General features: G+C 68.8%; 23 protein-coding genes. 14 read left to right on the top strand and 9 right to left on the bottom strand.

Annotation, left to right across the window (positions count from 1 at the left end; genetic code table 11):
* The first annotated feature begins 43 nt into the window (after positions 1–43).
* From ACLJO0_RS40820 to ACLJO0_RS40800, 5 genes are read left to right on the top strand one after another with little or no spacing between them, the layout of a single operon-like run.
* Entirely contained in the window at positions 44–853 is an 810-nt protein-coding gene (locus ACLJO0_RS40820; RefSeq protein ID WP_125797099.1) for an ABC transporter ATP-binding protein, read from the top strand.
* On the top strand, positions 850–1,626 hold the full coding sequence (locus tag ACLJO0_RS40815) for an ABC transporter ATP-binding protein (protein WP_410585271.1): 777 nt from the start codon (positions 850–852) through the stop codon (positions 1,624–1,626). The genes ACLJO0_RS40820 and ACLJO0_RS40815 overlap by 4 nt, the downstream gene beginning before the upstream one ends.
* Complete coding sequence (locus tag ACLJO0_RS40810; protein ID WP_125785745.1) at positions 1,623–2,501, top strand: branched-chain amino acid ABC transporter permease; 879 nt, start codon at positions 1,623–1,625, stop codon at positions 2,499–2,501. The genes ACLJO0_RS40815 and ACLJO0_RS40810 overlap by 4 nt, the downstream gene beginning before the upstream one ends.
* A complete protein-coding gene (locus ACLJO0_RS40805; RefSeq protein WP_410585270.1) occupies positions 2,494–3,651 on the top strand; it encodes a branched-chain amino acid ABC transporter permease in 1,158 nt (385 codons plus the stop codon). Before ACLJO0_RS40810 ends, ACLJO0_RS40805 begins: the two co-directional genes overlap by 8 nt.
* The gene (locus tag ACLJO0_RS40800) at positions 3,648–4,898 is read left to right on the top strand and encodes an ABC transporter substrate-binding protein (RefSeq protein WP_410585269.1); all 1,251 of its coding nucleotides are present in this window, start codon (positions 3,648–3,650) and stop codon (positions 4,896–4,898) included. Before ACLJO0_RS40805 ends, ACLJO0_RS40800 begins: the two co-directional genes overlap by 4 nt.
* Here the strand turns inward: ACLJO0_RS40800 and ACLJO0_RS40795 are convergent.
* Entirely contained in the window at positions 4,840–5,898 is a 1,059-nt protein-coding gene (locus ACLJO0_RS40795) for a Glu/Leu/Phe/Val dehydrogenase dimerization domain-containing protein (protein ID WP_410585268.1), read from the bottom strand. The two genes, ACLJO0_RS40800 and ACLJO0_RS40795, sit on opposite strands and share 59 nt — an antisense overlap.
* A 111-nt stretch (positions 5,899–6,009) precedes the next feature.
* Between ACLJO0_RS40795 and ACLJO0_RS40790 the strand changes: the two genes are divergently transcribed.
* The 3 genes from ACLJO0_RS40790 (at position 6,010) to ACLJO0_RS40780 (ending at position 7,498) form a co-directional block, all read left to right on the top strand.
* Positions 6,010–6,489 carry an Lrp/AsnC family transcriptional regulator gene (locus tag ACLJO0_RS40790; protein WP_125797093.1) on the top strand — a complete coding sequence of 160 codons (480 nt, stop codon included), beginning with the start codon at positions 6,010–6,012 and terminating at the stop codon, positions 6,487–6,489.
* A 131-nt stretch (positions 6,490–6,620) separates the two neighbouring features.
* A complete protein-coding gene (locus ACLJO0_RS40785) occupies positions 6,621–6,890 on the top strand; it encodes a hypothetical protein (protein WP_125785740.1) in 270 nt (89 codons plus the stop codon).
* 41 nt (positions 6,891–6,931) lie between these two features.
* Positions 6,932–7,498, top strand: a complete 567-nt coding sequence (locus ACLJO0_RS40780; protein WP_410585267.1) for a GNAT family N-acetyltransferase — start codon at positions 6,932–6,934, stop codon at positions 7,496–7,498.
* A gap of 115 nt (positions 7,499–7,613) precedes the next feature.
* Here ACLJO0_RS40780 and ACLJO0_RS40775 read toward each other — a convergent pair whose 3' ends face one another.
* Positions 7,614–8,243, bottom strand: a complete 630-nt coding sequence (locus tag ACLJO0_RS40775; protein ID WP_410585265.1) for a YigZ family protein — start codon at positions 8,241–8,243, stop codon at positions 7,614–7,616.
* 551 nt (positions 8,244–8,794) lie between these two features.
* Between ACLJO0_RS40775 and gltB the strand changes: the two genes are divergently transcribed.
* From gltB to ACLJO0_RS40755, 4 genes are all read left to right on the top strand, one after another.
* A complete protein-coding gene (gene gltB, locus ACLJO0_RS40770) occupies positions 8,795–13,333 on the top strand; it encodes a glutamate synthase large subunit (protein WP_410585263.1) in 4,539 nt (1,512 codons plus the stop codon).
* Positions 13,326–14,777, top strand: coding sequence for a glutamate synthase subunit beta (locus ACLJO0_RS40765; protein WP_410585261.1), 1,452 nt, complete (start codon positions 13,326–13,328; stop codon positions 14,775–14,777). Before gltB ends, ACLJO0_RS40765 begins: the two co-directional genes overlap by 8 nt.
* Before the next feature lie 288 nt (positions 14,778–15,065).
* On the top strand, positions 15,066–16,478 hold the full coding sequence (locus tag ACLJO0_RS40760; RefSeq protein ID WP_410585259.1) for a Dyp-type peroxidase: 1,413 nt from the start codon (positions 15,066–15,068) through the stop codon (positions 16,476–16,478).
* Positions 16,479–16,697: 219 nt separating this feature from the next.
* The gene (locus tag ACLJO0_RS40755; RefSeq protein WP_410585257.1) at positions 16,698–17,483 is read left to right on the top strand and encodes a DeoR/GlpR family DNA-binding transcription regulator; all 786 of its coding nucleotides are present in this window, start codon (positions 16,698–16,700) and stop codon (positions 17,481–17,483) included.
* Here ACLJO0_RS40755 and ACLJO0_RS40750 read toward each other — a convergent pair.
* The 5 genes from ACLJO0_RS40750 to ACLJO0_RS40730 form a co-directional block, all read right to left on the bottom strand.
* On the bottom strand, positions 17,473–18,366 hold the full coding sequence (locus ACLJO0_RS40750) for an ROK family protein (RefSeq protein ID WP_125785777.1): 894 nt from the start codon (positions 18,364–18,366) through the stop codon (positions 17,473–17,475). The genes ACLJO0_RS40755 and ACLJO0_RS40750 overlap by 11 nt on opposite strands.
* Before the next feature lie 71 nt (positions 18,367–18,437).
* Positions 18,438–19,067 carry a response regulator gene (locus tag ACLJO0_RS40745; RefSeq protein WP_410585255.1) on the bottom strand — a complete coding sequence of 210 codons (630 nt, stop codon included), beginning with the start codon at positions 19,065–19,067 and terminating at the stop codon, positions 18,438–18,440.
* Positions 19,064–20,347: a sensor histidine kinase gene (locus ACLJO0_RS40740; RefSeq protein ID WP_410585253.1), complete on the bottom strand. Its 1,284-nt coding sequence runs from the start codon at positions 20,345–20,347 to the stop codon at positions 19,064–19,066. Before ACLJO0_RS40740 ends, ACLJO0_RS40745 begins: the two co-directional genes overlap by 4 nt.
* Before the next feature lie 3 nt (positions 20,348–20,350).
* Entirely contained in the window at positions 20,351–21,091 is a 741-nt protein-coding gene (locus ACLJO0_RS40735) for an ABC transporter permease (protein ID WP_410585251.1), read from the bottom strand.
* A gap of 11 nt (positions 21,092–21,102) precedes the next feature.
* Entirely contained in the window at positions 21,103–22,011 is a 909-nt protein-coding gene (locus ACLJO0_RS40730) for an ABC transporter ATP-binding protein (protein WP_410585249.1), read from the bottom strand.
* Between the two features lie 311 nt (positions 22,012–22,322).
* Between ACLJO0_RS40730 and ACLJO0_RS40725 the strand changes: the two genes are divergently transcribed.
* Both ACLJO0_RS40725 and ACLJO0_RS40720 read left to right on the top strand, forming a co-directional pair.
* Positions 22,323–22,529, top strand: a complete 207-nt coding sequence (locus ACLJO0_RS40725; protein ID WP_005162643.1) for a CbtB domain-containing protein — start codon at positions 22,323–22,325, stop codon at positions 22,527–22,529.
* 15 nt (positions 22,530–22,544) lie between these two features.
* Positions 22,545–23,303, top strand: coding sequence for a CbtA family protein (locus tag ACLJO0_RS40720; RefSeq protein WP_410585247.1), 759 nt, complete (start codon positions 22,545–22,547; stop codon positions 23,301–23,303).
* A 279-nt stretch (positions 23,304–23,582) separates the two neighbouring features.
* Here ACLJO0_RS40720 and ACLJO0_RS40715 read toward each other — a convergent pair whose 3' ends face one another.
* Positions 23,583–25,043 (bottom strand): cobyric acid synthase, encoded by a 1,461-nt coding sequence (locus ACLJO0_RS40715; protein WP_410585245.1) that lies wholly within the window; start codon positions 25,041–25,043, stop codon positions 23,583–23,585.
* Positions 25,040–25,972, bottom strand: a complete 933-nt coding sequence (locus ACLJO0_RS40710; RefSeq protein WP_410585243.1) for a cobalamin biosynthesis protein — start codon at positions 25,970–25,972, stop codon at positions 25,040–25,042. The genes ACLJO0_RS40715 and ACLJO0_RS40710 overlap by 4 nt, the downstream gene beginning before the upstream one ends.
* Between the last annotated feature and the right edge of the window lie 9 nt (positions 25,973–25,981).

The raw sequence follows: 25,981 nt of genomic DNA, 5'->3' as shown, positions 1-25,981 counted from the left end.
CGCCACCGATCGTGACTCGTGTCACACGAACGGAGGAGGCGGCTTGCTCAGTGTCCGTGATCTTCAGGTGCGGTACGGCCGATCGGTGGCCGCACTGCACGGGGTCGACCTCGACGTTTCGCCCGATGGAGTGCTTGCAGTGCTCGGCAGCAACGGGGCCGGGAAGTCGACGCTGCTCCGCACCGTGTCGGGCACGCTGCGTATGCACCGGGGCTCGGTTTCCGCGGGCGAGGTGCGCTACGACGGCAAACCACTGTCCAAACTCGACCCTGCCCGCATCGTCGGTCTCGGCGTGGTCGGCGTCCCCGAAGGCCGTCAGGTGTTCGCGCGGATGACGGTCGAGGAGAACCTGCGCGCGGGCGGGATCGGCGCCCGTTCCCCGGAACAGCGCGCCGCCGCGAGGAAACGTGTCGACGAGCTCTTCCCGGTCCTGTCCGAGCGGGCCAAACAACGCGCGGGCCTGCTTTCCGGCGGTGAGCAGCAGATGCTCGCGATCGGCCGCGCGCTGATGTCCGGCCCGCGGCTACTGCTGCTCGACGAACCTTCGCTCGGTCTCGCGCCGAAGATCGTCGAGCAGATCGGCGACATCATCCGCGAGATCCACGACCAGGGCACCGCCGTGGTGCTGGTCGAGCAGAACGCCGTGATGGCGTTGCGCGTCGCCGATCACGCGATCGTCCTGGAAGTAGGCCGGGTCGCGCTGGCCGGGACGACGGCCGAGCTCGCGGCGAGCGAGGAGGTCCAGCGGCTCTACCTCGGCGGCCACGCCGAATCGCAGGCCACCGCCGAGGCCGAAGCCGCAGACGCCCGCAAGCAGCGCGCGGGCCGGAGCCTGACGAGGTGGGCAGGATGACACCGCCCGAGTTGCACGTCGAGAACGTGACCCTGCGTTTCGGCGGGATCACCGCGCTGGACGACGTCTCGTTCACCGTCGGGTCCGGTTCGCTGCACGCGCTCATCGGCCCGAACGGCGCCGGGAAGTCCAGCTGTTTCAACGTGATCAGCGGGCTCTACCGGGCGAACAGCGGCAGCGTCCGGCTCGGCGACACCGTCCTTTCCGGACTCCCGCCGCACCGGCTCGCCGGCCTCGGGGTCGGCCGGTCGTTCCAGAACGCCGCCCTCTCCCCCGGCTCCACCGTGCTCGACAACGTCATGCTCGGACGGCACGCGCTGACCAAGGGCGGCTTCCTCGCCTGCGGGCTCCGGCTGCCGTGGACGGTCCGCGCCGAACGACGGCATTCCGCGCGGGCGCGGGAGATCTGCGACTTCCTCGGCATCGGTGCACTGGTGGACCTCCCGGTCGGGGCGCTGCCCTACGGCGCGGTGAAACGCGTCGACCTCGCCCGCGCGCTCGCCGTCGAACCGGTCCTGCTCCTGCTCGACGAACCGGCCGCGGGTATGAACGCGACCGAGACCGCCGAACTGGCCGGGACGATCCGCGACGTCCGTGACGAACTCGGCATCTCGATCCTGCTGGTGGAACACGACATGGGGCTGGTGATGGGCATCGCGGACCGGGTCACCGTCCTGGACTTCGGCAGGCGCATCGCCGACGGCACCCCGGCCGAGGTCCAGTCGGATCCGGACGTGATCAGGGCATATCTCGGCACGGAGGCCTCGGCGTGAACACTTTCCTGCAACTCGTGGTGAACGGACTCGGCAAGGGCGCGGTGTTCGCGTTGCTGGCGCTGGGTTTCGTGATCATCTTCAAGGCCACCGAGGTGGTCAACTTCGCGCACGGCTCGCTCGTGCTCTTCGGCGGCTACCTGGTCGTCGTGACCCGCGAATCGCTCGGCTGGGCGGGTGCTTCACTGGTCGGCATCGTCTCCGCCGGTCTGCTGGCCCTCCTGCTGGAACGGTTCCTGCTGTCCCGCTCGCGGCACGCGGACGCGAACAGCCTGGCGTTGCTGACCATCGGCGTCGATGTGATCGTCACCGAGGAGATCGTGCGGCGCCTCGGTGTCACGCTGCCGTTCCTCGGCGACGCCTGGGACGCGCAGCCGTTCCAGATCGGCGGGATCACCCTGTTCCGCACGCATCTGGTGGCGCTGGTGGTCGCCGCCGTGCTGATCACCGCGTTCACCTTGGCCTTCAAGTACTCGAACTGGGGTGTCGCGATGCGGGCCCAGGCCGAGAACCGCGAAGCCGCCGCGCTGATGGGGATCCGCAGTTCCCGGGTGACGGCGACGGCGTGGGTGGTCGCCGGGGTGCTCGCCGGGGTCGCGGTGCTCTTCATCGCCACGCAGGACTTCTCCGGCGCGGGACTGTCCCGCGGCACGCACTCCATCGCGCTCGCGGCGTTCCCCGCGGCCATCCTCGGCGGGCTCGACTCGACGGCGGGCGCGGTGGTGGGTGGCCTGGTCGTCGGGCTGGTCGAGGCGCTTTCGGCGCAGTACGTGTCGTTCGATTTCTCCAAGAGCGCGGTCTTCCTGGTGATGCTCGTGGTGCTGGTGGTGCGGCCGTCGGGGTTGTTCGGGACGAGGGAGAGCACACGTGTCTGACACCGCTGTGAAAACCCCTGCCGCGGCTCCGCCCGAACGGCCCGCGAAACGCGATCGGAGGCGGCTGCTCAAGGCGCTGGCCTGGGTCGCGCTGCTCGTCGTCCTGCTGGCGATCCCGCTGTACCTCGACGCCGCCTGGCTGAAGGCCGGGCAGTACATGATGATCGGCGGCGTCGGCGCGATCGGGCTCACCCTGCTGGTCGGGCAGGCCGGGCAGTTGTCGCTGGCACACGCGTTCTTCCTGCTGGCGGGCGCGACCGGGTACACCGTCCTTTCCGGACCGGCCGACGACGAGCGCGTGTTCGGCCTCGGCCTCGATCCCGCTCTGTCGCTGGTCGGCGCGGTGGTCATCACCGCTCTGCTGGGGCTGGCGTTCGCGCCGGTTTCCGGACGGCTGCGCGGGATCTACCTCGGTGTCGCGTCACTGTCGCTCGTGTTCCTCGGGCTCTACTTCGGACAGTCGGCCGAAACGCTGACCGGCGGGACGTCGACCGGGCGCACCCCCGAACCGTTCTCGCTCTTCGGTTTCCCGTTCACCAACGGCGGCCCGGAGATCGAACTGATGGGCGTGCCGATCCGGCAGGCGGAACGGCTCTGGTACCTGTTCCTGCTGCTGACCGTGCTCGCGTTCGTGGTCGCCAAGGCGGCGGTGCGCAGCCGGGTCGGCCGGTCGTGGCGGGCGGTGCGGGACAACGAAGCCGCCGCGTCCGTGATGGGCGTCAGCGTCACGCGGGCCAAGGCGGGCGCGTTCGCGGTCTCCTCGGCGTACGCGGGGCTCGCCGGCGCGATGACCGTGCTGTGGTTCGACATCCTCAAACCCGACGAGAGCGAATTCGGTACGTACGGCATCAACATCTCCATCGCCTTCCTGGCCATGGTGATCATCGGGGGACTCGGCTCGGTACCGGGCGCGCTGATCGGCGCGCTGATCGTCAACGGGCTGCCGCAGGTGCTTTCGCTGTATTCCGCCGATCTCGGCTGGTTCTCCGGAACCGGGGACGGCGCCTTGACCCCGATCCTGGTCAGCTCGTTCGTCTACGGTGCCGCGATCATCCTCGTGGTGCTCTTCGAACCGGGTGGGCTCGCCGCGATCGGCCGACGGATCACCCCCGCCAAGAAACATCGTCTCCCGGAGGAGCAAGACAAATGAAGCGCACATATCCGGCCGTCGCGCTGGCGGCGGTCCTCGCCCTCTCGGCGTGCAGCACGAAAGCGGGCGACTCGGGGTCCTCGGGGGCGGACGGTTCGGGCGTCAAGACCGACAAAGGGGTGACGGCCTCGGAGATCACCCTCGGTGTGATGACCGACAAGACCGGGGTGTTCAAGAACCTCGGGCTCGGCATCACGCAGGGCAACGAGTTGTGGGCCAAGGACTTCAACACCGCGGGCGGGGCGTGCGGCCGTCAGGTCAAACTCGAGACCGTCGACCACGGCTACAAGGCGGACACGGCGAAGACGCTGTATCCGCAGATCGAGCCGAAGGTGCTCGGCTTCGTGCAGCTGCTCGGCTCGCCGGTGGTGGCCGCGTTGAAGCAGAACATCGCGTCGGACAAGACCGTCGCCGCGCCCGCGTCGTGGTCTTCGGAACTGCTCGACAATCCGTACGTGATGATCGTCGGGACGACTTACGACCTGGAGATCATCGACGGCCTTTCCTACTTCCAGGAACAGGGCCTGGTGAAGGACGGCGACACGATCGGGCACGTCTACATCGACGGCGAGTACGGCAAGAACGGCCTGCGCGGCTCGCAGTTCTACGCCAAGAAGCACAATCTGACGGTCAAAGAGGTCAAGGTGACCTCGACCGACAACGACCTCACCAACATCATCACCGGGCTCAAGGGCTCCGGGGTGAAATCCATCGTCCTCACCACCACCCCGGCGCAGACCGGTTCCGCGCTCGCGGCGAACAAGGCACTCGGGCTGAACGTCCCCGTGCTCGGCAACAACCCGGTGTTCGACCCCGTGCTGTTGAAGAGCCCGGCGGCGAACGCGCTGGACAAGCTGACGATCGTCGCCAGCAGCGTCCCGTTCTCCGCCGACATCCCCAAGGCCAAGGACGTCGCGACGAAGTACAAGGCGGCGTACAAGGAGACCCCGAACGGCGGGATCCCCTACGGCTACGCGGTCGGCGAGGTGTGGGGCACGGTGCTCAAGAAGGCCTGCGAGAACAAGGACCTCACCCGGGAGGGTATCGCCACGGCGCTGAAGCAGACGACGTCGGCGAGCACCGGCGACCTGGTGGCGGCACTGGACTTCTCGAAGGCGGGCACCCCGGCGACGCGCCAGGTGTACGCGGCGACACCGGACGCGTCGGCCGAGGGCGGGGTCCGCTACGTCAAGCCGCTGTTCGAGGCTCCCGAGGCGAAGGAGTACGTGGCCCCGCACCAGAAGTGAGGCGGGCTTCGGCGAGTGCGTCCGCTTCGGCCAACGGTGTGGTGCCGTTGGCCGAAGCGGCGTCGAGGATCCTTCGCGTCGTTTCCTCCAGGGTTTCGACGCGGGCGAGTGCTTCGGCGTGGGTGAGGCTTTCGGCCTCGCGGCCGAGCGTGTAGACGACTCCCCCGGCGCTCGCGACGAAATCCGGGATCCACAAGACCCCCTTGGCGGCGAGATCTTCCGCCATCGTGTCGTCGGTGAGCTGGTTGTTGGCAGGGCCGACGACGAGCGGCGCGGCGACCTCGGTTCCGGGGCCGAAGACGCCGCCGACCGCGGCCGGGATCAGGACGTCGGCCTCGATGCCGAGCACCTCCTCCGGCCGGGCGACGCTCAGGCCCTGCTCCTCGGCGGCGGCTAGGCGCCGTTCGTCCACATCGGACACGGTGACCTTCGCGCCCTGCTCGACCAGGTCGGCCGCGAGGTGGGCGCCGACCGAGCCGTAGCCGCTGATGACCACCCGGCGGCCTTTCATGTCGTCGTCGCCGAAGACCGCCCGCGCGCCCGCCCGCAGCGCGGCGAGCACCCCGACGGCGGTCGGCCCGCTCGACGAACCGGTGCCGCCGTGCTCCTCGGGGAGGCAGAACACGTGCGGGGTCCGTTCACGCAGCACCAGCATGTCCTCCGGGCCGGTGCCGACGTCCGGGCCGGCAAGATACGCACCGTCGAGTGACTCGATGAGGTCGGCGTGGTCGAGCAGGATCTCGCGCCGCTGCTCGGCGGTCGGCACGGCATTGAGGGCGACGACGCTCTTACCGCCGCCGAAGTCCAGGCCCGCGACAGCGCATTTGCGCGTCATCGCCGCGGACAGCCGCAGGACGTCGCCGATCGCGTCTTCGATGCGCGGATAAACCTTGAACCGGCAGCCGCCGACGGCCGGGCCGAGCGTGCGCGAGTGCACCGCCACCATCGTGGTCACCCCGGATCGGCGGCCCCGCCGGACGACCAGCTCCTGTACGGACATTTCGTCCCCTTCCACGCAATTAGTCACCTACTTGCGCCGAAGTTAGGCTGATCCTCAGGTTCGCAGGGGTTCTGCCGAACGTTATTCGGCAGAAGAAGCGAAGGAGCAGGCGTGGACGAACTTGATTCGGCGATCATCCGGGAACTCCAGGCGGATGCGCGGCAGTCGAACCGCGACATCGCCCGCAAGGTCGGCGTCGCGCCGTCGACCTGCCTGGAACGCACGCGGCTGCTGCGGGAGCGCGGCGTCATCCGCGGCTATCACGCCGACATCGACCTGCGCAGCCTCAACCGCGGCGTGCAGGCGATGGTCTCGGCGCAGGTGCGGCCGCTGAGCCGGGAGGTGATCGACTCCTTCCAGCGTTCGGTCGCGGAATTGCCGGAGGTCCTTTCGGTCTTCGTCACCGCGGGCAGCGATGATTTCCTGATCCACGTCGCCGCGCAGGACGTCGATCAGCTCCACGCATTCCTGGTGGATCGCTTGGCGAAGCGTAAAGAGATCATCGGATTCCGCAGTTCGATCATTTTCCGGCATCTGCGCAAGACCGAGCTGGAACCGCTTCCGCGCCGAATACCGGGTGACAGCCCCTAGGTGTTCACCCTTGAATACGCGACACACCACCCTTAAGTACGCCCTAAATCCGAGACTTCGCATCGGAGAAGACGGAAACTGTCGGGGGTATGGGTTTCACTGTTCAGAGCGGAACAGAAAGGAGGCACGCCATGGACGTTCGGACGGAACTGAACCATCGTGAGCGGGCCACCCTGAGAGCCGTGGCCGAGGGCCACGCCGAAATCAGCTGCAGCTGCGAGCCGGACCTGTTCGTAGACGGCCTCGCCTGCTGCGACCAGCACACGGCGCACCGCCTGGCCCACCTCGGCCTGGTGGCGCCCGCCAGGGGCGGCCGGTGGGGTGAGCGCGTGCCCGCCCTGCTCACCGACGCCGGAGCGGTGGCGCTGGGCGGCCTCGCCAGGCCCGGGGTCGCCGCGTAAAACGGGTTGCCCGGGCACGCCCTCGGCGCCACGCTTTGCCGATGCGTGTCTTTCTGGAGACCGAGCGGCTCCTGCTGCGGCAGTTCACCGACGCCGACGTCGACGACCTGTTCGCGCTCTACGACGACCCCGAAGTCATGCGGTACCTCAATGGGGGCGAACCCGCCGACAGGGCGGAGATCAAAGAACACGACCTTCCCGCGTTTCTCGGTTACTACGAGCGTTTCCCCGGTTACGGGTTCTGGGCGGCGATCGAGAAATCCAGCGGGTCTTTTCTGGGGTGGTTCCATTTCCGTCCGCTGCGCGGTCATCACACGGACGACCCCGAACTGGGCTACCGGCTGAACCGGTCTTCCTGGGGCAAGGGCTATGCGACCGAAGGTTCGCTCGCACTCCTGGAGAAGGGTTTCACGGAACTGGGGGCCCAGCGGGTCTGGGCGGGAACGATGGCGGTGAACCTCGGCTCGCGGCGGGTGATGGAGAAGATCGGGATGCGGCACGTCCGGACCTGTCACGAGCACTTCGACAACCCGATCCCCGGCACGGAGGAGGGTGAGGTCGAGTACGCCATCACGCTGGAAGAGTGGCGAGCCCGCAGCCGCCCGTGACCAAACCCGTCACTCGCGTGATCAGAGACGTAACTCGCGTGATCAGACGGCGATCATCGAGTTACGCCTTCAATCACGTGAGTTACGCCTTCAATCACGTGTGAACGCCGTCTGATCACGGGGTGGGCAGCCAGGTCTCCCCGATCTCCTCGGCGAGGGCCTCCCCGCCGGTGAGGTCGGCGAGCCAGGCGTGGAACGCGTCGCCCTGGTCCGGCGCGAGCCCGACGTCGAAGTGGGCGACGTCCTCGAACCGGGTCGCGTGCAGCAGGTACGGCGACGAGCGGATGTCGTTCTCCAGCCGTCCGGCCCGGTCGTAGTCGACGACGACCTCCACCAGCCGCAGCCGCCGGTACTCCCGGACGCCGATGACGTCGACGGCCTCCGAAACGGCCTGGCCGTACGCGCGGATCAGGCCGCCGGCGCCGAGTAGCACCCCGCCGAAGTACCGGGTCACCACCGCGACCGTGTCGGTCAGCTCCCGGCGGCGGAGCACCTCGAGCATCGGGGTGCCCGCCGTGCCCGCGGGCTCGCCGTCGTCACTCGAACGTTGAGCCCTGCCGTCGGCGCCTAACACGAACGCGTGACAGTGGTGCCGGGCCGACGGTTCAGCCTTCCGGCGGGCCGCGATCAGCGAGCGGGCGGCCTCTTCCGAGGTGACCGGGGCGAGCGCGCAGAGGAAGCGTGACCGCCGGATTTCGATCTCGTGGACCCCGGTGCCCGCCACGGTGAGATAACGATCCGCCATCGGCCAAGCCTCTCAAACCAGGCAGATCGCTCTGCCGTTCGGGCGATCCGATGGTCACCGCGGGTCACCGCAACACCGGCGAAACCCACTCTCCCGCGCGATCCAGGTCACACTATCGGACTAGGTGAGCGATCGTTTACGCAGGTCAGAGCGCCGATGCTCCACTCAGTGGACATCTCATTCCAGCCAGTGGGCAGATGATGTTTGAAGTCAACGCCCGCGTGGCATTTCCCACCCCGACCAAGAGACGTATGTCGATAACAGCGATTTCACACTATCGTCATAAGACCGGCGAACCCGGGAGTAACACGTGTACCCGTCAGCCGCCCACCACAGTGGCCAGACGGCACCCATGTGCACAGCAGTACCGATATGCGCATCGGCCGCCCAGTGCAGTGCGGCTCTACGAGGCCTGCCCCCGTTTCCGCGGGCGGGATCGTTCCCTCTCGACTGACCATCGCGGTCCCGGACCACTCCGTTAACTGGTTCACGCACGAACCACCCGAACGGAGTGGTACCGGTCGCGCCGACGCCTTGGGAGGCGGCCAGCCGTGACCCACCATGCCAGCAACAAGGGCAGCAAGGCCCCCGAAGGCCTGTACGACCCGGAGTTCGAACATGACGCCTGTGGTGTCGCGTTCGTCGCAGACCTCTCCGGTAAACGCGATCACGGCATCGTCGCCAAAGCACTGATCGCGCTGCGGAACCTGGAACATCGCGGAGCCCGCGGCGCCGACCCGGAGACCGGCGACGGCGCCGGGATCCTCATCCAGGTCCCCGACGAGTTCTACCGCGAGGTCGTCGGCTTCGAACTTCCCGAGCCCGGCGCGTACGCCGTCGGCACGGCTTTCCTTCCGCAGGACGAAAACGCCCGCGGCCGGGCGATGACGACCATCGAGCGCGTCGCCGCCGAAGAGGGCATGCGCGTACTCGGCTGGCGCGACCTCCCCGTCGACACCGACCACGTCGGGACGGGCGCGGCCGAGACCATGCCGCACTTCAGCCAGCTGTTCCTGGCAGGACAGGACGCGCTGGAGGGCTTGGCTCTGGAACGCGCCGCCTTCGTGGTGCGCAAACGCGCCGAGCACGCGCTCGTCGAGGATGACGTCTACTTCCCGAGCCTGTCCTCCCGCACGATCGTCTACAAAGGAATGCTCACCGAGCCGCAGGTCGAGAAGTTCTTCGCCGACCTCACCGACGAGCGCGTCACCAGCGCCATCGGCCTGGTGCACTCCCGCTTCTCCACCAACACCTTCCCGTCGTGGCCGCTGGCGCATCCGTACCGGTACGTCGCCCACAACGGCGAGATCAACACCCTGCGCGGCAACCGCAACTGGATGGACGCGCGTGAGGCGCTGCTCGAATCCGACCTGATCCCCGGTGACCTCAAGCGGATCTACCCGATCATCACCCGCGGCGCGAGCGACTCGGCGTCCTTCGACGAGGTGCTGGAGCTGCTCCACCTCGGCGGGCGGCCGCTGCCGCACGCGGTGCTGATGATGATCCCGGAGGCCTGGGAGAACCATCAGGAGATGGACCCCGCGCGCCGCGCGTTCTACGAGTTCCACTCGACACTGATGGAACCGTGGGACGGCCCCGCGCTGGTCTCCTTCACCGACGGCACCCAGATCGGCGCGGTGCTCGACCGCAACGGCCTGCGCCCCGCCCGGTACTGGGTCACCGAAGACGGCCTCGTCGTCCTCGCCAGTGAAGTCGGCGTGCTGGAGCTGGACCAGTCCACGATCGTCCGGAAAGGACGGTTGGAGCCGGGCCGCATGTTCCTCGTGGACACGGCCGCCGGCCGGATCGTCGAGGACGAGGAGATCAAGGACCGGCTCGCCACCGAGCATCCGTACGACGAATGGGTCGAGGACGGGCTGCTCCCGCTCGACGGGCTTCCCGAGCGTGAGCGCGAGATCCCGCCGCACGCCGCGCTCGTCCGCCGTCAGCAGGCTTTCGGCTACACCGAAGAGGAACTGGACGTCCTGCTCCAGCCGATGGCCCGCACCGGCGCGGAGCCGATCGGCTCGATGGGCAACGACTCCCCCATCGCGTCGCTGTCCAGCCGTCCTCGGCTGATCTTCGACTACTTCATCCAGCTCTTCGCCCAGGTGACCAACCCGCCGCTGGACGCGATCCGCGAAGAACTCGTCACCGCGCTCGGCACCCAGCTCGGCGCGCAGCCGAACCTGCTGGAGGCCGACGCGAAGTCGTGCCGCCGGATCGTGCTGCCCTTCCCCGTGCTGGACAACGACGAGTTCGCGAAACTCGTGCACGTCAACGACGACGGCGACCTGCCGGAGTTCCAGGCGGTCACCGTGCACGGCACCTACGACGTCCACGGCGGCGGCGAGGCGCTCGTGCGGCGGCTCGACGAGATCCGGGCCGAGGTGTCCGCGGCCATCGCCGAGGGCGCGCGGCTGATCGTGCTGTCCGACCGCGGGATCGACGAAGACCACGCGGGTATCCCGTCGCTGCTGCTCACCGGCGCGGTGCACCACCACCTGGTGCGCGAGAAGACCCGCACGCAGGTCGGCCTCATCGTCGAGGCGGGCGACGCGCGCGAGGTGCACCACATCGCGCTGCTGATCGGCTACGGCGTCGCGGCGGTGAACCCGTATCTGGCGATGGCGACCGTCGAGGAGATGGCCGACCAGGGCCTGATCCCCGGTGCCACCGCCAAACAGGCCACCGCGAACCTGATCAAGGCGCTGGGCAAGGGCGTCCGCAAGACGATGTCGAAAATGGGAGTGTCCACAGTGGCCTCCTACACCGGCGCGCAGATCTTCGAAGCGGTCGGGCTCGGCGACGAGGTCATCCAGAACTGCTTCACCGGCACCACTTCCCGGCTCGGCGGCGTCGGCTTCGACACGCTCGCACTGGAAGTCGCCGAGCGGCACCGCCGGGCGTTCCCGCGCGACGGGTTCCGCGCGAACCACCGCGAGCTGGAGACCGGCTCGGACTATCAGTGGCGCCGCGAGGGCGAGCCGCATCTGTTCAATCCGCAGACGGTGTTCAAGCTGCAGCACTCCACCCGTGCCGGGAAGTACGAGGTCTTCAAGGAGTACACGAAGGCCGTCGACGACCAGGCGCAGAAGCTGTACACACTGCGCGGGCTGTTCGACTTCAAGATCGGGCAGCGGCCCGCCGTGCCGATCGAAGAGGTCGAGCCGGTCTCCGAGATCGTCAAGCGGTTCGCCACCGGCGCGATCTCCTACGGCTCGATTTCGGCGGAGATGCACGAAACCCTGGCCATCGCGATGAACCGGCTCGGCGGCAAGTCGAACACCGGTGAGGGCGGCGAGGATCCGGACCGGCTCTACGATCCCGAACGCCGCAGCGCGGTCAAGCAGGTCGCAAGCGGCCGGTTCGGCGTCACCAGCGAATACCTGGTCAACGCCGACGACATCCAGATCAAGATGGCGCAGGGCGCGAAGCCCGGCGAGGGCGGCCAGCTGCCCGGCGCGAAGGTGTACCCGTGGATCGCGAAGACGCGGCACTCCACGGCGGGTGTCGGGCTGATCTCGCCGCCGCCGCACCACGACATCTACTCGATCGAGGATCTCGCCCAGCTGATCCACGACCTCAAGAACGCCAACCCGGCCGCGCGCATCCACGTGAAGCTCGTGTCCGAGGTCGGCGTCGGCACGGTCGCGGCCGGTGTGTCCAAGGCGCACGCGGACGTCGTGCTCATCTCCGGGCACGACGGCGGCACGGGTGCTTCCCCGCTGTCGTCGATCAAGCACGCGGGCGGCCCGTGGGAACTCGGGCTCGCCGAGACGCAGCAGACGCTGCTGGTCAACCGGCTGCGCGACCGGATCGTCGTGCAGACCGACGGCCAGCTCAAGACCGGCCGTGACGTCGTCATCGCCGCGCTGCTCGGCGCCGAGGAGTTCGGTTTCGCGACCGCGCCGCTGGTGGTTTCCGGCTGCATCATGATGCGGGTGTGTCACCTCGACACCTGCCCGGTCGGCGTCGCGACGCAGAACCCCAAGCTGCGTGAGAAGTTCAGCGGCAAGGCGGAGTACGTGGTGAACTTCTTCGAGTTCATCGCCCAGGAGGTCCGGGAGTACCTGGCGGAGCTGGGTTTCCGGTCCATCGCCGAGGCCGTCGGCCACGCGGAGATGCTCGACAAGCGCAAGGCGATCGATCACTGGAAGGCCGCCGGGCTCGACCTGTCGCCGATCTTCCACGTGCCCGCGATGGCCCCGGCCGGTCTGCGGCACCAGCAGACGGTGCAGGACCACGGGCTGGAGAAGGCGCTCGACAACACGCTGATCCAGCTCGCCGAGGGCGCGCTGTCCTCCGGGGACAAGGTGCGGCTGGAACTGCCGGTCCGCAACGTGAACCGGACCGTCGGCACCATGCTCGGCCACGAGCTCACCAAGCGGTGGGGCGGCGAAGGCCTGCCGGACAACACGATCGACGTCACCTTCACCGGGACCGCCGGTCAGTCGTTCGGCGCGTTCGTGCCCAAGGGCATCACGCTGCGGCTCTACGGCGACGGCAACGACTACGTCGGCAAGGGTCTCTCCGGTGGACGGCTCATCGTGCGGCCGCCGAAGGTGGCGCGGTACAACGCCGAAGAGCACATCATCGCGGGCAACGTGATCGGCTACGGCGCGACCAGCGGCGAGATCTTCATCCGCGGCAAGGTCGGTGAGCGGTTCTGCGTGCGCAACTCCGGCGCGCTGGCCGTCGTCGAGGGCGTCGGCGACCACGGTTGCGAGTACATGACCGGTGGCCGTGTCGTCGTGCTCGGCAACGTGGGCCGCAACTTCGCGGCCGGCATGTCCGGCGGCGTCGCCTACGTGCTGGACCTGCCCGTGCACCGGATCAACCCGGAGATGGTCGACGTCGACCCGCTGGATTCGTCCGATGTGGACTTCCTGCGCGAGGCGCTCGAAAAGCATTACGACGAAACGGAGTCCGCGGTCGCGCGTGCGCTGCTCGCCGAGTGGGACGCCGCCGTCGACCGGTTCGGCAAGGTCATGCCGAAGGACTACAAGCGCGTGCTCGCGGCGCAGGCTGAGGCCGAGCGCGACGGGCGTGACGTGAACGAGGCGATCATGGAGGCCGCACATGGCTGACCCCAAGGGCTTTCTGACCACCACTCGCGAGACGCCCAAGAGCCGTCCCGTCGACCTGCGCCTGATGGACTGGCGCGAGGTGTACGAGGACTTCGCGACGTCGAAACTGCAGAAGCAGGCCGGACGCTGCATGGACTGCGGCATCCCGTTCTGCCACCAGGGCTGCCCGCTCGGGAACCTCATCCCCGAGTGGAACACGCTGACCTGGCGCGACGATTGGCGTGAGGCGGCCGAGCGGCTGCACGCGACCAACAATTTCCCGGAGTTCACCGGGACCCTCTGCCCGGCGCCGTGCGAGACGGCGTGTGTGCTCGGGATCAACGACGATCCCGTCACCATCAAGCGGGTCGAGATCTCGATCATCGACCGGGCCTTCGAAGAAGGCTGGGTCACGCCGGAACCGCCGGTCGTCAAGACCGGCAAGAAGGTGGCGGTGGTCGGATCCGGCCCGTCGGGACTCGCCGCGGCGCAGCAGCTCACGCGCGCGGGCCACAGTGTCGTGGTCTTCGAGCGGGCCGACAAGATCGGCGGGCTGCTGCGCTACGGCATCCCCGAATTCAAGATGGAGAAGCACCGCCTCGACCGGCGCCTCGACCAGATGCGCGCGGAAGGCACGGAGTTCCGGACGTCGGTGAACGTCGGCGTCGACCTCACCGTCGAGGAACTCAAGTCCTCCTACGACGCTGTGGTCCTGGCCGGTGGCGCGACGGCGTGGCGCGACCTGCCGATCGACGGCCGCGAGCACAACGGCATCCACCAGGCGATGGAGTTCCTCCCGCACGCCAACCGGGTCGCCGCCGGCGAGCTGGACGTGTCGCCGATCAGCGCCGAGGGCCTCGACGTCGTGGTCATCGGCGGCGGCGACACCGGCGCGGACTGCGTCGGCACCTCGCACCGCCAGGGCGCGAAGTCGGTGACGCAGCTGGAGATCATGCCGAAGCCGCCGCTTTCGCGGTCCGACGCGCATCCGTGGCCGACGTACCCGATGATCTACCGCGTCTCGTCCGCGCACGAAGAAGGCGGCGAGCGGCTGTACTCGGTCAACACCCAGGAGTTCCTGGCCGACGCCGACGGGCGCGTGCGCGCGCTGAAGCTGGTCGAGGTGCGCAACGAGGGCGGCAAGTTCGTCCCGGTTCCCGGAACGGAACGCGAACTGCCCGCGCAACTGGTGCTGCTCGCGATGGGCTTCGTCGGCCCGGAGCGGGAAGGCCTGCTGGAGTCGCTCGACGTCGAACTGGACCAGCGCGGCAACGTCGCCCGCGACAAGGCGTTCAAGACCAGCGTCGACAACGTGTTCGTGGCGGGCGACATGGGCCGCGGCCAGTCGCTCATCGTGTGGGCGATCGCCGAAGGCCGCTCCGCCGCGGCCGGGGTGGACGCGTTCCTCACCGGGCGGGACGTCCTGCCCGCCCCGATCGCGCCGACCGACCGGCCTCTCACCTAGGCGGCTGTTCAGTACATGAAGGCCCCCTTCCTTGCGCCTGACGCAAGGAAGGGGGCCTTCATGTACTTGGCCGACGCGTGCGACTCTCGCAAGTAGGTGACGAATTGCGGGGCGTGACGATCGCTTTGGTTCTTTCGGGTGATAAAACCGCCGAAAGAGGGTACTTGCGGGTGAGGACGGCGAGGTTTCGGTATCGGTTGTATCAAGGGGTAAGACCCGCACGGCGACGAAGACCGGCACCATCGGCCTGGCCGCCGGACGGGGTTTCCGAGGAGGGGGTTCCTTGCTATGTCCGTCGACCTGAGCATGCCGTTGGAATGGAAGACCGCGAGCGGAGACGCCGCGAAAATGCTCGAAGAACTACAGCCGAACATCCTCAAAGCACACGCTCGCGACCATTTTTCCGCGCTTTTCCTCCGGTTTTCGGAGGCCGCCAGCGCGAAGAAGTTCCTCGCGTCGATCGTCCCGCTGATGAAGTCCGCGAAGACCCACTTGACCGAGGTCGAGCGCTTCAAGACCGAAGGGGTGAAGGGGACGCCCTACGTCGGCACGGGGCTGACGTCGGCAGGCTACCGGTTCCTGAAAATCGAGGGACCACAAGACGAATCCTTCCTTGTGGGCATGCGCGCGCAAGAGATCCGCGAGAAGCTGAACGACCCGCCACGCTCCACATTCGACAGTGGGTACCACGACGAAATCCACGCCGTGGTCATCATCGGTGACGGCGCGGACGCGGCGATGACCGCACGCCGGAACGAGGTTCTGACGCTGATTCCGCCGACGATTTCCGTGGTCGCCGAGGAAACCGGATTCGGCCGCGTGAACGTCAACGGCGACGGTATCGAACATTTCGGTTACGTCGACGGCCGGAGCCAGCCGCTCTTCCTGATCGAGGACATCCAAGCGGAAAAGACGGAATCGGACGGGATCAACGTCTGGAATCCGACCGCGCCACTGAACCAGGTGCTCGTCCCGGATCACGCGGCTCCCGATCCCGAAGTGCATTTCGGCAGCTACTTCGTTTTCCGCAAACTGGAACAGAACGTGCGGCGGTTCAAGCAGTCGGAAGAGGCACTGGCGGATCAGCTGGGTCTCGTCGGCGAAGACCGGGAACGCGCGGGGGCGATGATCGTCGGCCGGTTCGAGGACGGCACGCCGCTGACCGCGCAACGGGAAGAAGGCGCGGAAAGTCCGGTACCGAACAACTTCGACTACGGAAACGACGTCGCCGGCGCCAAATGCCCCTTCCAGGCCCATATCCGCAAGACGAATCCGCGGGGCAGCGGCGGCGCGGAAGAGCCACCGCAGGAGCGTCTGCACCTGATGGCGCGGCGAGGCGTGCCGTACGGCGAACGGGCCGACGACCCGAACGCCGACCTGCCGCCTTCGGCCCGGCCGAGCGGCGGGGTCGGCCTGTTGTTCATGGCGTTCAATTCGGCGCTGGGCGACCAGTTCGAGTTCACCCAGGCGAACTGGTCGAACAACCCCGGGTTCCCGGTCCCGGCCGACGGGGTCAAGCCGCCGGGGCTCGATCCGGTGATCGGCCAGGGCCCGCGCCCGGAATCCGTCTACACCACGGAATGGGCGGGCACGCGAACGGTGACCGCGGATCCGATCCCGCAGGCGGTGACCTTGAAGGGCGGCGACTACTTCTTCATGCCGTCACTCGCCTTCTTGCGGGGGCTCGACGGAAAGGGCTGATCCTTCACGTACTGCGGCCGGTTCCGGTGATCGGATGGCGGATTATCCGCCCGGCGTCACCGGAACGGGCGTAAAGACGGGCGCCGGTCACACTGGGGGTGGCCGGCGCCTTTTTCTTCCCGATGTCCCAAACCTGCTGCTTCCCTCCGCCCGTATCGCGACGCGTAGTACTTTGTCCGGTGCGGTAAGCGACATCGCGCTTCGGGGAGGGAGCTGGAGATGAATCGCCATGAACGGCTGACGGCTTTATTGGACATGGTGGGCGTGCGGGAAAAAGTCGACGTCGAGGTTTCGGCGGGCGAACTCGGTGTCTCACCCGCGACGATCCGCCGGGATCTCGATCACCTGGCGGGCCGGAATCTCGTGGTCCGCACGCGCGGCGGTGCCGTCGCGAGCAACGTGGCCTACGACCTTCCGTTGCGGCACAAGGCGGCCCGCAACGCGCCGGAACAGCAACGGATTTCCGCCGCCGCGGCCAAAATGGTCGACCCCGGAATGGTGGTCGGGCTCAACGGCGGCACGGCGGCCACCGAAGTGGGCCGCGCGCTCGCGACCCGGCCGGATATGGGCGAGGCGACCGGCGGACCGGCGCTCACCGTGGTGACGAACGCGCTCAACATCGCCCACGAACTCGCCGTGCGGCCCAATATCAAGATCGTGGTGACCGGCGGGGTCGCGCGACAACAGTCGTTCGACCTGTCCGGGCCGCTGTCACAGCTGTTCCTCGACCAGATCTCGCTGGATCTGGTGTTCCTCGGGGTGGACGCCTTCGATCCGGTGCACGGCGCGCAGGCGCACCACGAAGGTGACGCGAGCACGAACCGGCTGATGGCGGCCCGTGCCCGTCAGGTCGTCGTGCTCGCCGACAGCGGGAAACTCGGCGGTCACGCCTTCGCGAAGATCTGCGCGACCACCGATGTCGACGTGCTCGTCACCGACGGCCGCGCGGACCCCGCGCGAGTGCACGCCTTCGAGGAGGAAGGCGTGCGGGTGGTCAAGGCTTGAGCCGGTCGAGCGCCAGCAGCGCCGCGCCCAGCCTGCCGGCCTCGTCGCCGAGCTGCGCGATCCGCAGTTCGGGCATCCGCTGGAACTGCAGGTTCGCCGCCAGCCACGCCCGCACCGGCTCGAGGACGTAGTCGCCCGCGGTGAACAGGCCGCCGCCGAGGACGACGACTTCCGGCGCGAGCAAGGTGACCAGGGTCTTGATGCCGTGGCCGAGCCCCTCGAGCGCGTCGTTGACCACGGAGATCGCGGCTTCGTCACCGTGCCGGGCGGCGTCGACCACCTGCTCGGCGCCTTCGGCCGGGCGCCCGGTGTGCTCGCTGTAGCGGCGGGCGATGGCCGACGCGGAGGAGATCGCTTCGAGGCATCCGGTCGCCCCGCAGCCGCACGGCAACCGGTGGCCGACGTCGATGTGCCCGATTTCGCCGCCTTGCCCGCCAGCGGCGTACAGCTTCCCGTCGAGCTGGAGCGCGGCCGCGATCCCGGTGCCGACCGGGATGAAGGCGGCGTCGGTGCAACCCTTGCCCGCGCCGACCCGGAACTCCGCGAGCCCGCCCGCGCGGACGTCGTGCCCGAACGCGAACGGCAGCCCCAGCCTGCGGTCGAGCATCTCGCCGAACGGCACGTTCCGGAAGTCGAGGTTCGCCGAGAACCGCGCCACCCGCTCGACGTCGTCGACGATGCCAGGGATGACCACGCCGACGGCGTCGGGCGTGCCGGTGCCCGCCTGCTTGCCCAGCGTTTCGACGATCCGCGCGACCTGGTCCGCGAGCGCCTCGCCGTCCGCTCCGCGCGCCGTCGGCTCGCGCAGGCTGGCGAGGTCTTTCAGGTCAGCGTCGTACAGGGCCGCCTTGATGGACGTTCCGCCGACATCGAGTGCCGCCACCGCAGGTGTCATAGCTGGATTTTGGCATGCGCCCCGCCGTGGACGGCAGGGATTCCGCCAACGCCCTCGCCTCAGCCGCGCGGGGTCAGGTACCCCTGGGAGAACGCGGTGGCCACGGCCGCCGCCCGGTCGTTGACGTCGAGTTTCGCGTACACGTGCAGCAGGTGTGTCTTCACCGTCGCTTCGCTGATGAACAACCTCTTCGCCGCCTCGCGGTTCGTCGAGCCCTGGGCGATCAGTTCCAGGACTTCGAGTTCACGATGTGAGAGCGGCCCCGAGGTCGGCTGCCGCATCTGCCCCATCAGCCGGGTCGCGACGGCGGGAGAAAGCATCGCCTTCCCCTGCGCGGCCGCCTCCACCGCGCGGAACAGTTCCTCCCTTGGCGCGTCCTTCAGCAGGTAGCCGGTGGCACCGGACTGGATGGCGGGCAGCATGTCGCTGTCCGTGTCGTACGTGGTGAGCACGAGGATCCGCGAAGCAACCCCGCGTTTCGCCAGCTCCTCGATGGCCGTGACGCCGTCGACGCGGGGCATCCGCAAATCCATGAGGATCACGTCGGGCCGGAGCTTCACCCCGGCGGTGATGGCCTCCTCGCCGTCCGCTGCCTCACCGAGGACCTCGAAGCGCGGGTCGGCGCTGAACATGCCCCGCAGCCCGTCCCGTACCACCGGGTGGTCGTCGACGATCAGCAGCGAGATCATCGCTCGGCTCCGGCCGTGATCGCCGGCACGGAAGCCGAGATCGCGGTGCCCCCACCCGGCTCCGACTCGATGTCGAGCCGTCCGGCCAGGCGCTGCACGCGCTGCCGCATACCGGCCAGCCCGAATCCGCCGTGGGCGGAACCGTTGGCGCGCTTGGCAGTGGGCTCGAAACCCACCCCGTCGTCGCGCACATCGAGCGTCACCAGATCCTCCATGTACGACAGGGTCAGGCCGACTCGGCCCGCCTTCGCGTGCTTGGCCACGTTGGCCAGTGCTTCCTGCGCGGCCCGCAGCAACGTCACCTCGACGTCGGCGTGCATCGGCCGGGGGTCGCCGGTGGTGGTCAGCACCGCGTCGACGTGGTTCACCTCCGACCAGCGTCTGGCCACCTCGCCGATCGCGTCCTGGAGCCTGCCCTCGGCGAGCGGCTCCGGCTGCACCGCGTGCACCGTCCGGCGAGCCTCGGTCAGGCTTTCCCTCGCGAGGTCCATCGCGTTCGTCAGGTGCCGTCGCAGCACCGGGGGCTCGCCCAGGGTCTGCTCGGCGGCCTGGAGCTGGGTGAGGATGCCTGCCAGGCCCTGAGCCAACGTGTCGTGGATGTCCCTGGCGATCCGCTGCCGCTCGTCGAGCACCCCGGCCTCGCGTGCCTGGACCAGCAGCTGGGCGTGCAAGCCGGCGTTCTCCTCCAGCGCCGCTTCCAGCCTGGCGTTCGCCTCGTGCAACTCGACGAGCGCCTGCTTCTGCTTGAGGTTGCGCTGGTCGGACTGCTCGGCGATATGGGAGAAGGCCCCGGCCAGCACGGTGATGACCACGCTGAGCGCCGCCCACGCCACCCACATGTCCTCGTCTTGGATGCCCCTCAGCCCGCCCAGGTACGCCACCGCCGAGATCACGGACGTGGCCGCGACCCCCGCGTACCGCCAGCGCCCCTTCAGATAGTGGAACGCCTGGGGGTAGCCGATGAAGGCGAACAGGCCGTACCACGGCGCTATCGCGACCAAGGAGGCCGTCAGCGCCATCAGACCCGTGTAGTACAGGCCCATCAGCGGGCCGTTCCGGTGCCATTCCGGGTGAAGCGTGTGGAACCAGAACGACCAGGCCAGAATCCCGGCCGAAAGCGCGAGCACCGTCGGCAGCTGAACAGGCACCCGCCAGATCGGCAACAGCACCGAGATGAGGACGCCGACCGCCAGCAGGATGTACGGAAGGACCTTGAAGACCGCCGTCTCGACCCGTTCCCAGCGGTCGAACTCCGCACGCAGCTCCGCTTCGATGCTCACCACTCACTCCCAGCGGAAGTACCGGGCGGCCAGCCCGCCTGCCACGATCGTCCACCCCAGCAAGACCGCCACCTGCAGTGGTTGCGGCCAGTGACCGGCGGCGGCGTCCTGCAATGATTGCACGCCGGCGCCCAGCGGGGAGAAGTCGCTGATCTTCCGCAGGACGTCGTTCATCTCGGCGCGCGGCACCCAAAGACCGGCGAAGAACAGGATCGGGAAGAACAGCAGGGTCCCGATCGCGCCCGCGCTCTTGCCGGTCGGCGCGACGGAGGCGACGAGCAGGCCGATCGCGAACATCGCGAGCGCCGTCAGCAGATACCCGATCAGGTAGGCGAACAGCTGCCGGGGCAGGCCCACGTCGTACATCACCCTGCCGATGGCCAGCACGACCAGCATCGTCGCCACGGACATGATCGTGGACATCAGCAGCTGCGCGCCGAGCATGAGGTGCGGTTTGACCGGGGTGGTCCGCATGCGCCGCAGCACGCCTTTCTCCCGGTAGGTGGCGAGCAGCTGGGACACGCTGTTGAGCGCGAACATGGCCAGGCCCATCGTGACGATGATCGGCAGATACAGGGTGATCGCCCTGTCGCCACCGAGGTCCGGGCTGGGTTCTCGCATCGCGGGGAACGCGCCGAGAACGACGAGCAGGAGCGGCGGGAACGCGAGCACGAAGAACACGAGCATCGGCTCGCGAAAGAAGAGTTTGGTCTCGGCGACGGTGAGCCGGGTGAGGGCGGACATGGGTGTTCTCCTCAGGAGTCGATGGTGCGGCCGGTGAGCGCGACGAACGCGTCGTCCAGCGACGCCTGCTCGACACGGAGGCCCGCCGCGGTGACCTGGTTGCGGGCGAGCACGGTGGTGACGGCGAGCAGCAGGTTCCCGGTGCCGGTCACGACGAGCTGGTCGCCCGCGCGGCCGACCGAGGTGACCTCGGGCAGCGCGGTCAGCACGGAGTGGTCCAGCGGGGCGGAAGGACGGAACCGGATGCGCTGCCGGTCGTCGACGCCGGCGACCAGCCCGGCCGGGGTGTCGAGCGCGACGACCCGGCCGGAGTCGATCACCGCGAGCCGGTCGCACAGTCGTTCCGCTTCCTCCATGAAGTGCGTGACCAGCAGGATCGTGACGCCGCGCTCGCGGACGCGCTCGATCAGGCCCCACGCGTCACGGCGGGCCTGCGGGTCCAGGCCGGTGGTGAGCTCGTCGAGCACCGCCACCCTCGGGTTGCCGATCAGGGCGAGCGCGATCGACAGCCGTTGCTTCTGCCCGCCGGACAACCGGCGGAACTGGGTGCCGATCTTGTCGGTCAGGTCGAGGGTGGCGAGCAGTTCCCGCCAGTCGGCCGGTTCGCGGTAGAAGGAGCCGTACAGCTCCATCGCCTCGCCCACCTTGAGCTTGTCCGGCAACTCGCTTTCCTGCAGCTGTGCGCCGAGCAGCTGCCGCAGCTCACCGGTTTCACGTCGCGGGTCGATCCCGCAGACCCGGATGGTCCCGCCGTCCGGGACCCGCAGGCCCTCGACGCACTCGACCGTCGTCGTCTTGCCCGCCCCGTTGGGGCCCAGAATGCCGAAGATCTCGCCCTGCTCGACGGCGAAACCGACCCCGTCCACCGCGGTGTGGTCGCCGTAGCGCTTGACGAGGTTTTCCACCTCGATGATTGCCATACGAAAACCTTGCCGCGCGGGAAGGGTCCCCCGAATCAACCGCGTGGCCACGACTGGGACGGACAACGGTGGAGCCGCCATCAACCGATCGGTGGATGCCCGCCGTAACGAGCCTGCGCCGATCGGGTTCCGTCACATTGACCGGACGCTCCGAGGCGACCTACGCTCGACCGGCCAGACGACGGCACCCGGAACGCGGTGAGAATCCGCGCGGTCGCGCCACTGTGACCCCGAGCCATCGGGGAAGCCAGACCCGGAGCCGTCGTGAAACCCCTGAAGAGGCCGCGCTAGCCCGAGGAGGTCCCACCGCCATGTCCGAAGCGGTAGCAGCAGTACCCGTCCCCGTCCGGATCCCCGTCCGGGAGATCCTGCCCTGGGCGGTGCTCGTCATCCTCCTTTCGCTGATCACGCTGTACTTCATCAGCGCCGAACAGGGTGCGGTGTCGGTGTTCGCGAACTCGTACGTCCATGAGTTCGTCCACGACGGCCGGCACCTGCTGGCCTTCCCCTGCCACTAGGCGGGCAAGCACCCCATGATGAGGACCTTGCTGGTCCGCGGCATGCTCGCGGGCCTGGTCGCCGGTGTCCTGGCGACCCTTTTCGCCTATTTCTTCGGTGAGCCTTCCGTCGATACCGCCATCGGTCTCGAAGGCACCGCCGCGCATTCGCACAGTGCGCCGGGTGCCCACGAGCACGCTCCCGCCGAGGCCGAGGAAGAGCTCGTCACCCGTGGTGTGCAGAGCACCGTGGGTCTGCTGACCGGCGTCGGCCTGTACGGCGTCGCGGTCGGCGGGCTGTTCTCGCTCGCTTTCGCCTTCGTCTACGGACGGCTCGGCACCCTTCGGCCGCGGGTGACCGCGGCGCTCCTCGCGGGCGGCGCCTTCGTGGTCGTGTTCCTGGTGCCGTTCCTGAAGTACCCGGGGAATCCGCCTGCCGTCGGGCAGGCGGGCACGATCGGGAGCCGGACTTCGCTGTACTTCGGCTTCGTCGCGCTTTCGCTGCTGGTCGGCATCCTGGCGGCGGCGTTCGGCCGGAAGCTGGCCGACAAGCTCGGTGCCTGGCGCGGCGGCCTGATCGCCGCGGGTGGGTACGTCGTGGTGATCGCGGTGGCGGCGGCGCTGTTGCCGTCGATCGACGAAGTCCCCGACGGGTTCCCGGGTTCCACGCTGTGGACCTTCCGGCTGGCGTCGGCGGGCACGCAGGTGGTGCTCTGGACCGCCCTCGGCCTGACCTTCGGGGCCTTGGCCGAGAAAGCGTTGGCCGGGAAGGCGTTGGCGGGCAAGACCGCGTAGGGACCGGCTCGGCACCAGTGCCCCTGCCCTCCTGAGTACATGAAGGACCCCTTCCTTGCGCCTGGCGCAAGGAAGGGGTCCTTCATGTACCTCGGCAAGGTGTGAAGGTCGAGGGAAGGGGGCCTTCACGGACCCGCGATCCCGACGTACCCGCCGTAGGTACTTAGAACACGGTTGGCCCTAACGTCCTTACCACTTACGAGACGCGGGGATGAGCGGACGGCTCCTTCAGCGCTTCCGATGGCCCGGCGCCGGACTCTCATGCCGTGAAGGGCCCCTTCACGAGACCCCAGGCGGCACGAAAGGCAGGTCGCGGCCGGGACCGTCCTCGATCAGCCTCAGCAGAGCCTCGGTGTCGACGTGGTCTTCGACGGCGTCGGCGAGCCGGTCCAGCATGCTCTCCCGGAGCAGGCCGAATCCGGGCGCGCCGTCGACCGGTGACCAGTCCGCCACCTCGCCCAGCCAGGCGCGGCGGAAACCGTCGTTCTCGAAGGCGCCGTGCCACATCGTGCCCCACACCGCGCCCTGCCGGTATCCGTCCAAAAAGGACTTGGCGGGGCCGGTGGCGGTCACCGTGCCGTGGTGGATTTCGTACGCCTCCACGGGTTGCCCACGCCACGAGCCCGTGGGCCGGGCCAGCACCTTGTCGGCGCCGAACGAGACGCGCGTCGGCAGCAAGCCGAGACCGGGGACCGTTCCGGCGCCGGACTCGACGTCGTCCTCGATCTCGGCGGCCAGCATCTGGTAGCCGCCACAGATGCCCAGTACCGGACGCCCCGCCTCGGCCCGGGCGCGGACGGCGTCCGCCAGGCCGCGCGCACGCAGCCACGCCAGATCGTCCACGGTCGCGCGGGAACCCGGCAGGATCACCACGTCGGCGGAGCGGACCGTGTCCGGATCGGCCGTCAGCGCGACCGAAACCCCGGGCTCGGCGGCGAGCGCGTCGACGTCGGTCGCGTTGGAGGCACGCGGAAACCGCACGACGGCGACCCGGAGAGACCCGCCTGAAGCGCCCCAGCCCGCGGCGGCCAGCGCGTCCTCCGAGTCGATCCACACCTGGTCGAGCCAGGGCAGCACACCGAAGACCTCGCGGCCGGTGAGCTTCTCCAGTGTTTCCAGTCCCGGCCGCAGCAGGCCGACGTCACCCCGGAACTTGTTGACCAGCCAGCCCGAAACCAGTGCCTGGTCTTCGGCGGACAGCAGGGCGAGGGTGCCGAACATCGCGGCCATGACACCGCCGCGGTCGATGTCGCCGACGACGATCACGGGCAGGCCGAAGCGCCGCGCCAGCCCCATGTTGACGTAGTCGCCCTCGCGCAGGTTGATCTCGGCCGGGCTGCCCGCGCCTTCGCACAACACGACGTCGAAGCGCTTTCGCAGTGAGGCGAAGGTGTCGAAGGCGATCTCGGCGAGACCGGCCCTGCCGGTCGCGTACTCCCCCGCTTCCAGCGTGCCGAACGGTTTCCCGAGCGCGACGACGTGGCTGCGGCGATCGCTCCCGGGTTTCAGCAGCACCGGGTTCATCGCGGCTTCGGGTTCGACGCGGGCCGCCCGCGCCTGCAACCATTGCGCGCGGCCGATCTCGGCGCCGTCCGCGCACACCATCGAGTTGTTCGACATGTTCTGCGACTTGAACGGCGCGACCCGCACGCCCTGGCGCGCGAGCCAGCGGCACAACGCGGCGGTGACCAGGCTTTTTCCCGCGTCCGACGTCGTCCCCGCGACGAGCAGGCCGGTCATCGCGTGACCGCCACCGCGACGGCGAGCGCCGCCAGGCCGACCGCCCGCGACAGCCGGACCGCGCGCCGCACGTCCACCGGTTCCGGCTCGCGGCCGTCGCCGAGGACACCACGACGTTCGGCACGGCCGCCGTAACTGTTCGTCCCGCCCAGCCTGATCCCGAGCGCGCCGGCGAAAGCGGCCTCGACCTGGCCCGCGTTGGGACTCGGATGGTGCTTCCCGTCGCGGCGCCAGATGCGGAACGCGGGTTTGGCGAAGCCGCCGGCCAGCGGCGCCGACGCCACCGTGAGTGCCGCGCCGACCCGGGACGGGACCAGGTTGACCAGGTCGTCCGTCCTCGCCGACGCCCAGCCGAAGTTCGCGTACTTCGGCGAGCGATAGCCGACCATCGCGTCGAGTGTGTTGAGCGCGCGATAGCCCAGCAGGCCGGGGATCCCGGCGACCGCGCCCCACAGCAGCGGCGCGACGACGGCGTCCGAGGTGTTCTCGGCGATGGACTCGGCGGTCGCGCGCGAGAGTTGTCCGGTGTCGAGCCCGGTGGCGTCGCGGGCGCAGAGATGCGAGAGCCGCTGCCGCGCGCCGGGCAGATCGCCGTCGTCAAGCAATCTGGCCATGTGAGTGCCCTCGGCCGCGAGCCCCTTGCCGCCCAGAACCACCCAAGTGGACGCCGCGGTGAGCGCGAACCGGGCGAACGGCCGGTTGCGGGTCAGAAACTGGGCCGCGACCCCCAATCCGGTGACGCTGCCCGCGCAGATCGCGGTGTACGCCGCGCCCCGCGCCTTCGAGTCGGCGTAAACCCGCTGTTCGAGGGCTTGCGCGGCGCGGCCGAAGCCGGCGACCGGATGCCTTCTGCGTGGATCTCCGAACACGGCGTCGGCGACGTAACCGGTAACGAGTCCGGCTGCGGTGGCGGCTTGTCGGAGTGGCACGTGGCGAAC

It is taken from the genome of Amycolatopsis sp. lyj-108, assembly GCF_046549005.1.
Lineage (GTDB): Bacteria > Actinomycetota > Actinomycetes > Mycobacteriales > Pseudonocardiaceae > Amycolatopsis.
Note: the sequence above shows the minus strand (reverse complement) of the source record. Positions and strands in the feature narration are given on the sequence as shown.

Excerpts from the sequence above, each read along its gene's own strand:
- ACLJO0_RS40815 (WP_410585271.1), top strand. The coding sequence starts at position 850 with ATGACACCGCCCGAGTTGCACGTCGAGAACGTGACCCTGCGTTTCGGC.
- ACLJO0_RS40795 (WP_410585268.1), bottom strand. The coding sequence starts at position 5,898 with ATGTCCGTACAGGAGCTGGTCGTCCGGCGGGGCCGCCGATCCGGGGTG.
- ACLJO0_RS40775 (WP_410585265.1), bottom strand. The coding sequence starts at position 8,243 with ATGGCGGATCGTTATCTCACCGTGGCGGGCACCGGGGTCCACGAGATC.
- ACLJO0_RS40765 (WP_410585261.1), top strand. The coding sequence starts at position 13,326 with ATGGCTGACCCCAAGGGCTTTCTGACCACCACTCGCGAGACGCCCAAG.
- ACLJO0_RS40735 (WP_410585251.1), bottom strand. The coding sequence starts at position 21,091 with ATGTCCGCCCTCACCCGGCTCACCGTCGCCGAGACCAAACTCTTCTTT.
- ACLJO0_RS40725 (WP_005162643.1), top strand. The coding sequence starts at position 22,323 with ATGTCCGAAGCGGTAGCAGCAGTACCCGTCCCCGTCCGGATCCCCGTC.
- ACLJO0_RS40755 (WP_410585257.1), top strand. The coding sequence starts at position 16,698 with ATGAATCGCCATGAACGGCTGACGGCTTTATTGGACATGGTGGGCGTG.
- ACLJO0_RS40800 (WP_410585269.1), top strand. The coding sequence starts at position 3,648 with ATGAAGCGCACATATCCGGCCGTCGCGCTGGCGGCGGTCCTCGCCCTC.
- ACLJO0_RS40760 (WP_410585259.1), top strand. The coding sequence starts at position 15,066 with ATGTCCGTCGACCTGAGCATGCCGTTGGAATGGAAGACCGCGAGCGGA.
- ACLJO0_RS40785 (WP_125785740.1), top strand. The coding sequence starts at position 6,621 with ATGGACGTTCGGACGGAACTGAACCATCGTGAGCGGGCCACCCTGAGA.
- ACLJO0_RS40720 (WP_410585247.1), top strand. The coding sequence starts at position 22,545 with ATGATGAGGACCTTGCTGGTCCGCGGCATGCTCGCGGGCCTGGTCGCC.
- ACLJO0_RS40730 (WP_410585249.1), bottom strand. The coding sequence starts at position 22,011 with ATGGCAATCATCGAGGTGGAAAACCTCGTCAAGCGCTACGGCGACCAC.
- ACLJO0_RS40715 (WP_410585245.1), bottom strand. The coding sequence starts at position 25,043 with ATGACCGGCCTGCTCGTCGCGGGGACGACGTCGGACGCGGGAAAAAGC.
- ACLJO0_RS40780 (WP_410585267.1), top strand. The coding sequence starts at position 6,932 with ATGCGTGTCTTTCTGGAGACCGAGCGGCTCCTGCTGCGGCAGTTCACC.
- ACLJO0_RS40745 (WP_410585255.1), bottom strand. The coding sequence starts at position 19,067 with ATGATCTCGCTGCTGATCGTCGACGACCACCCGGTGGTACGGGACGGG.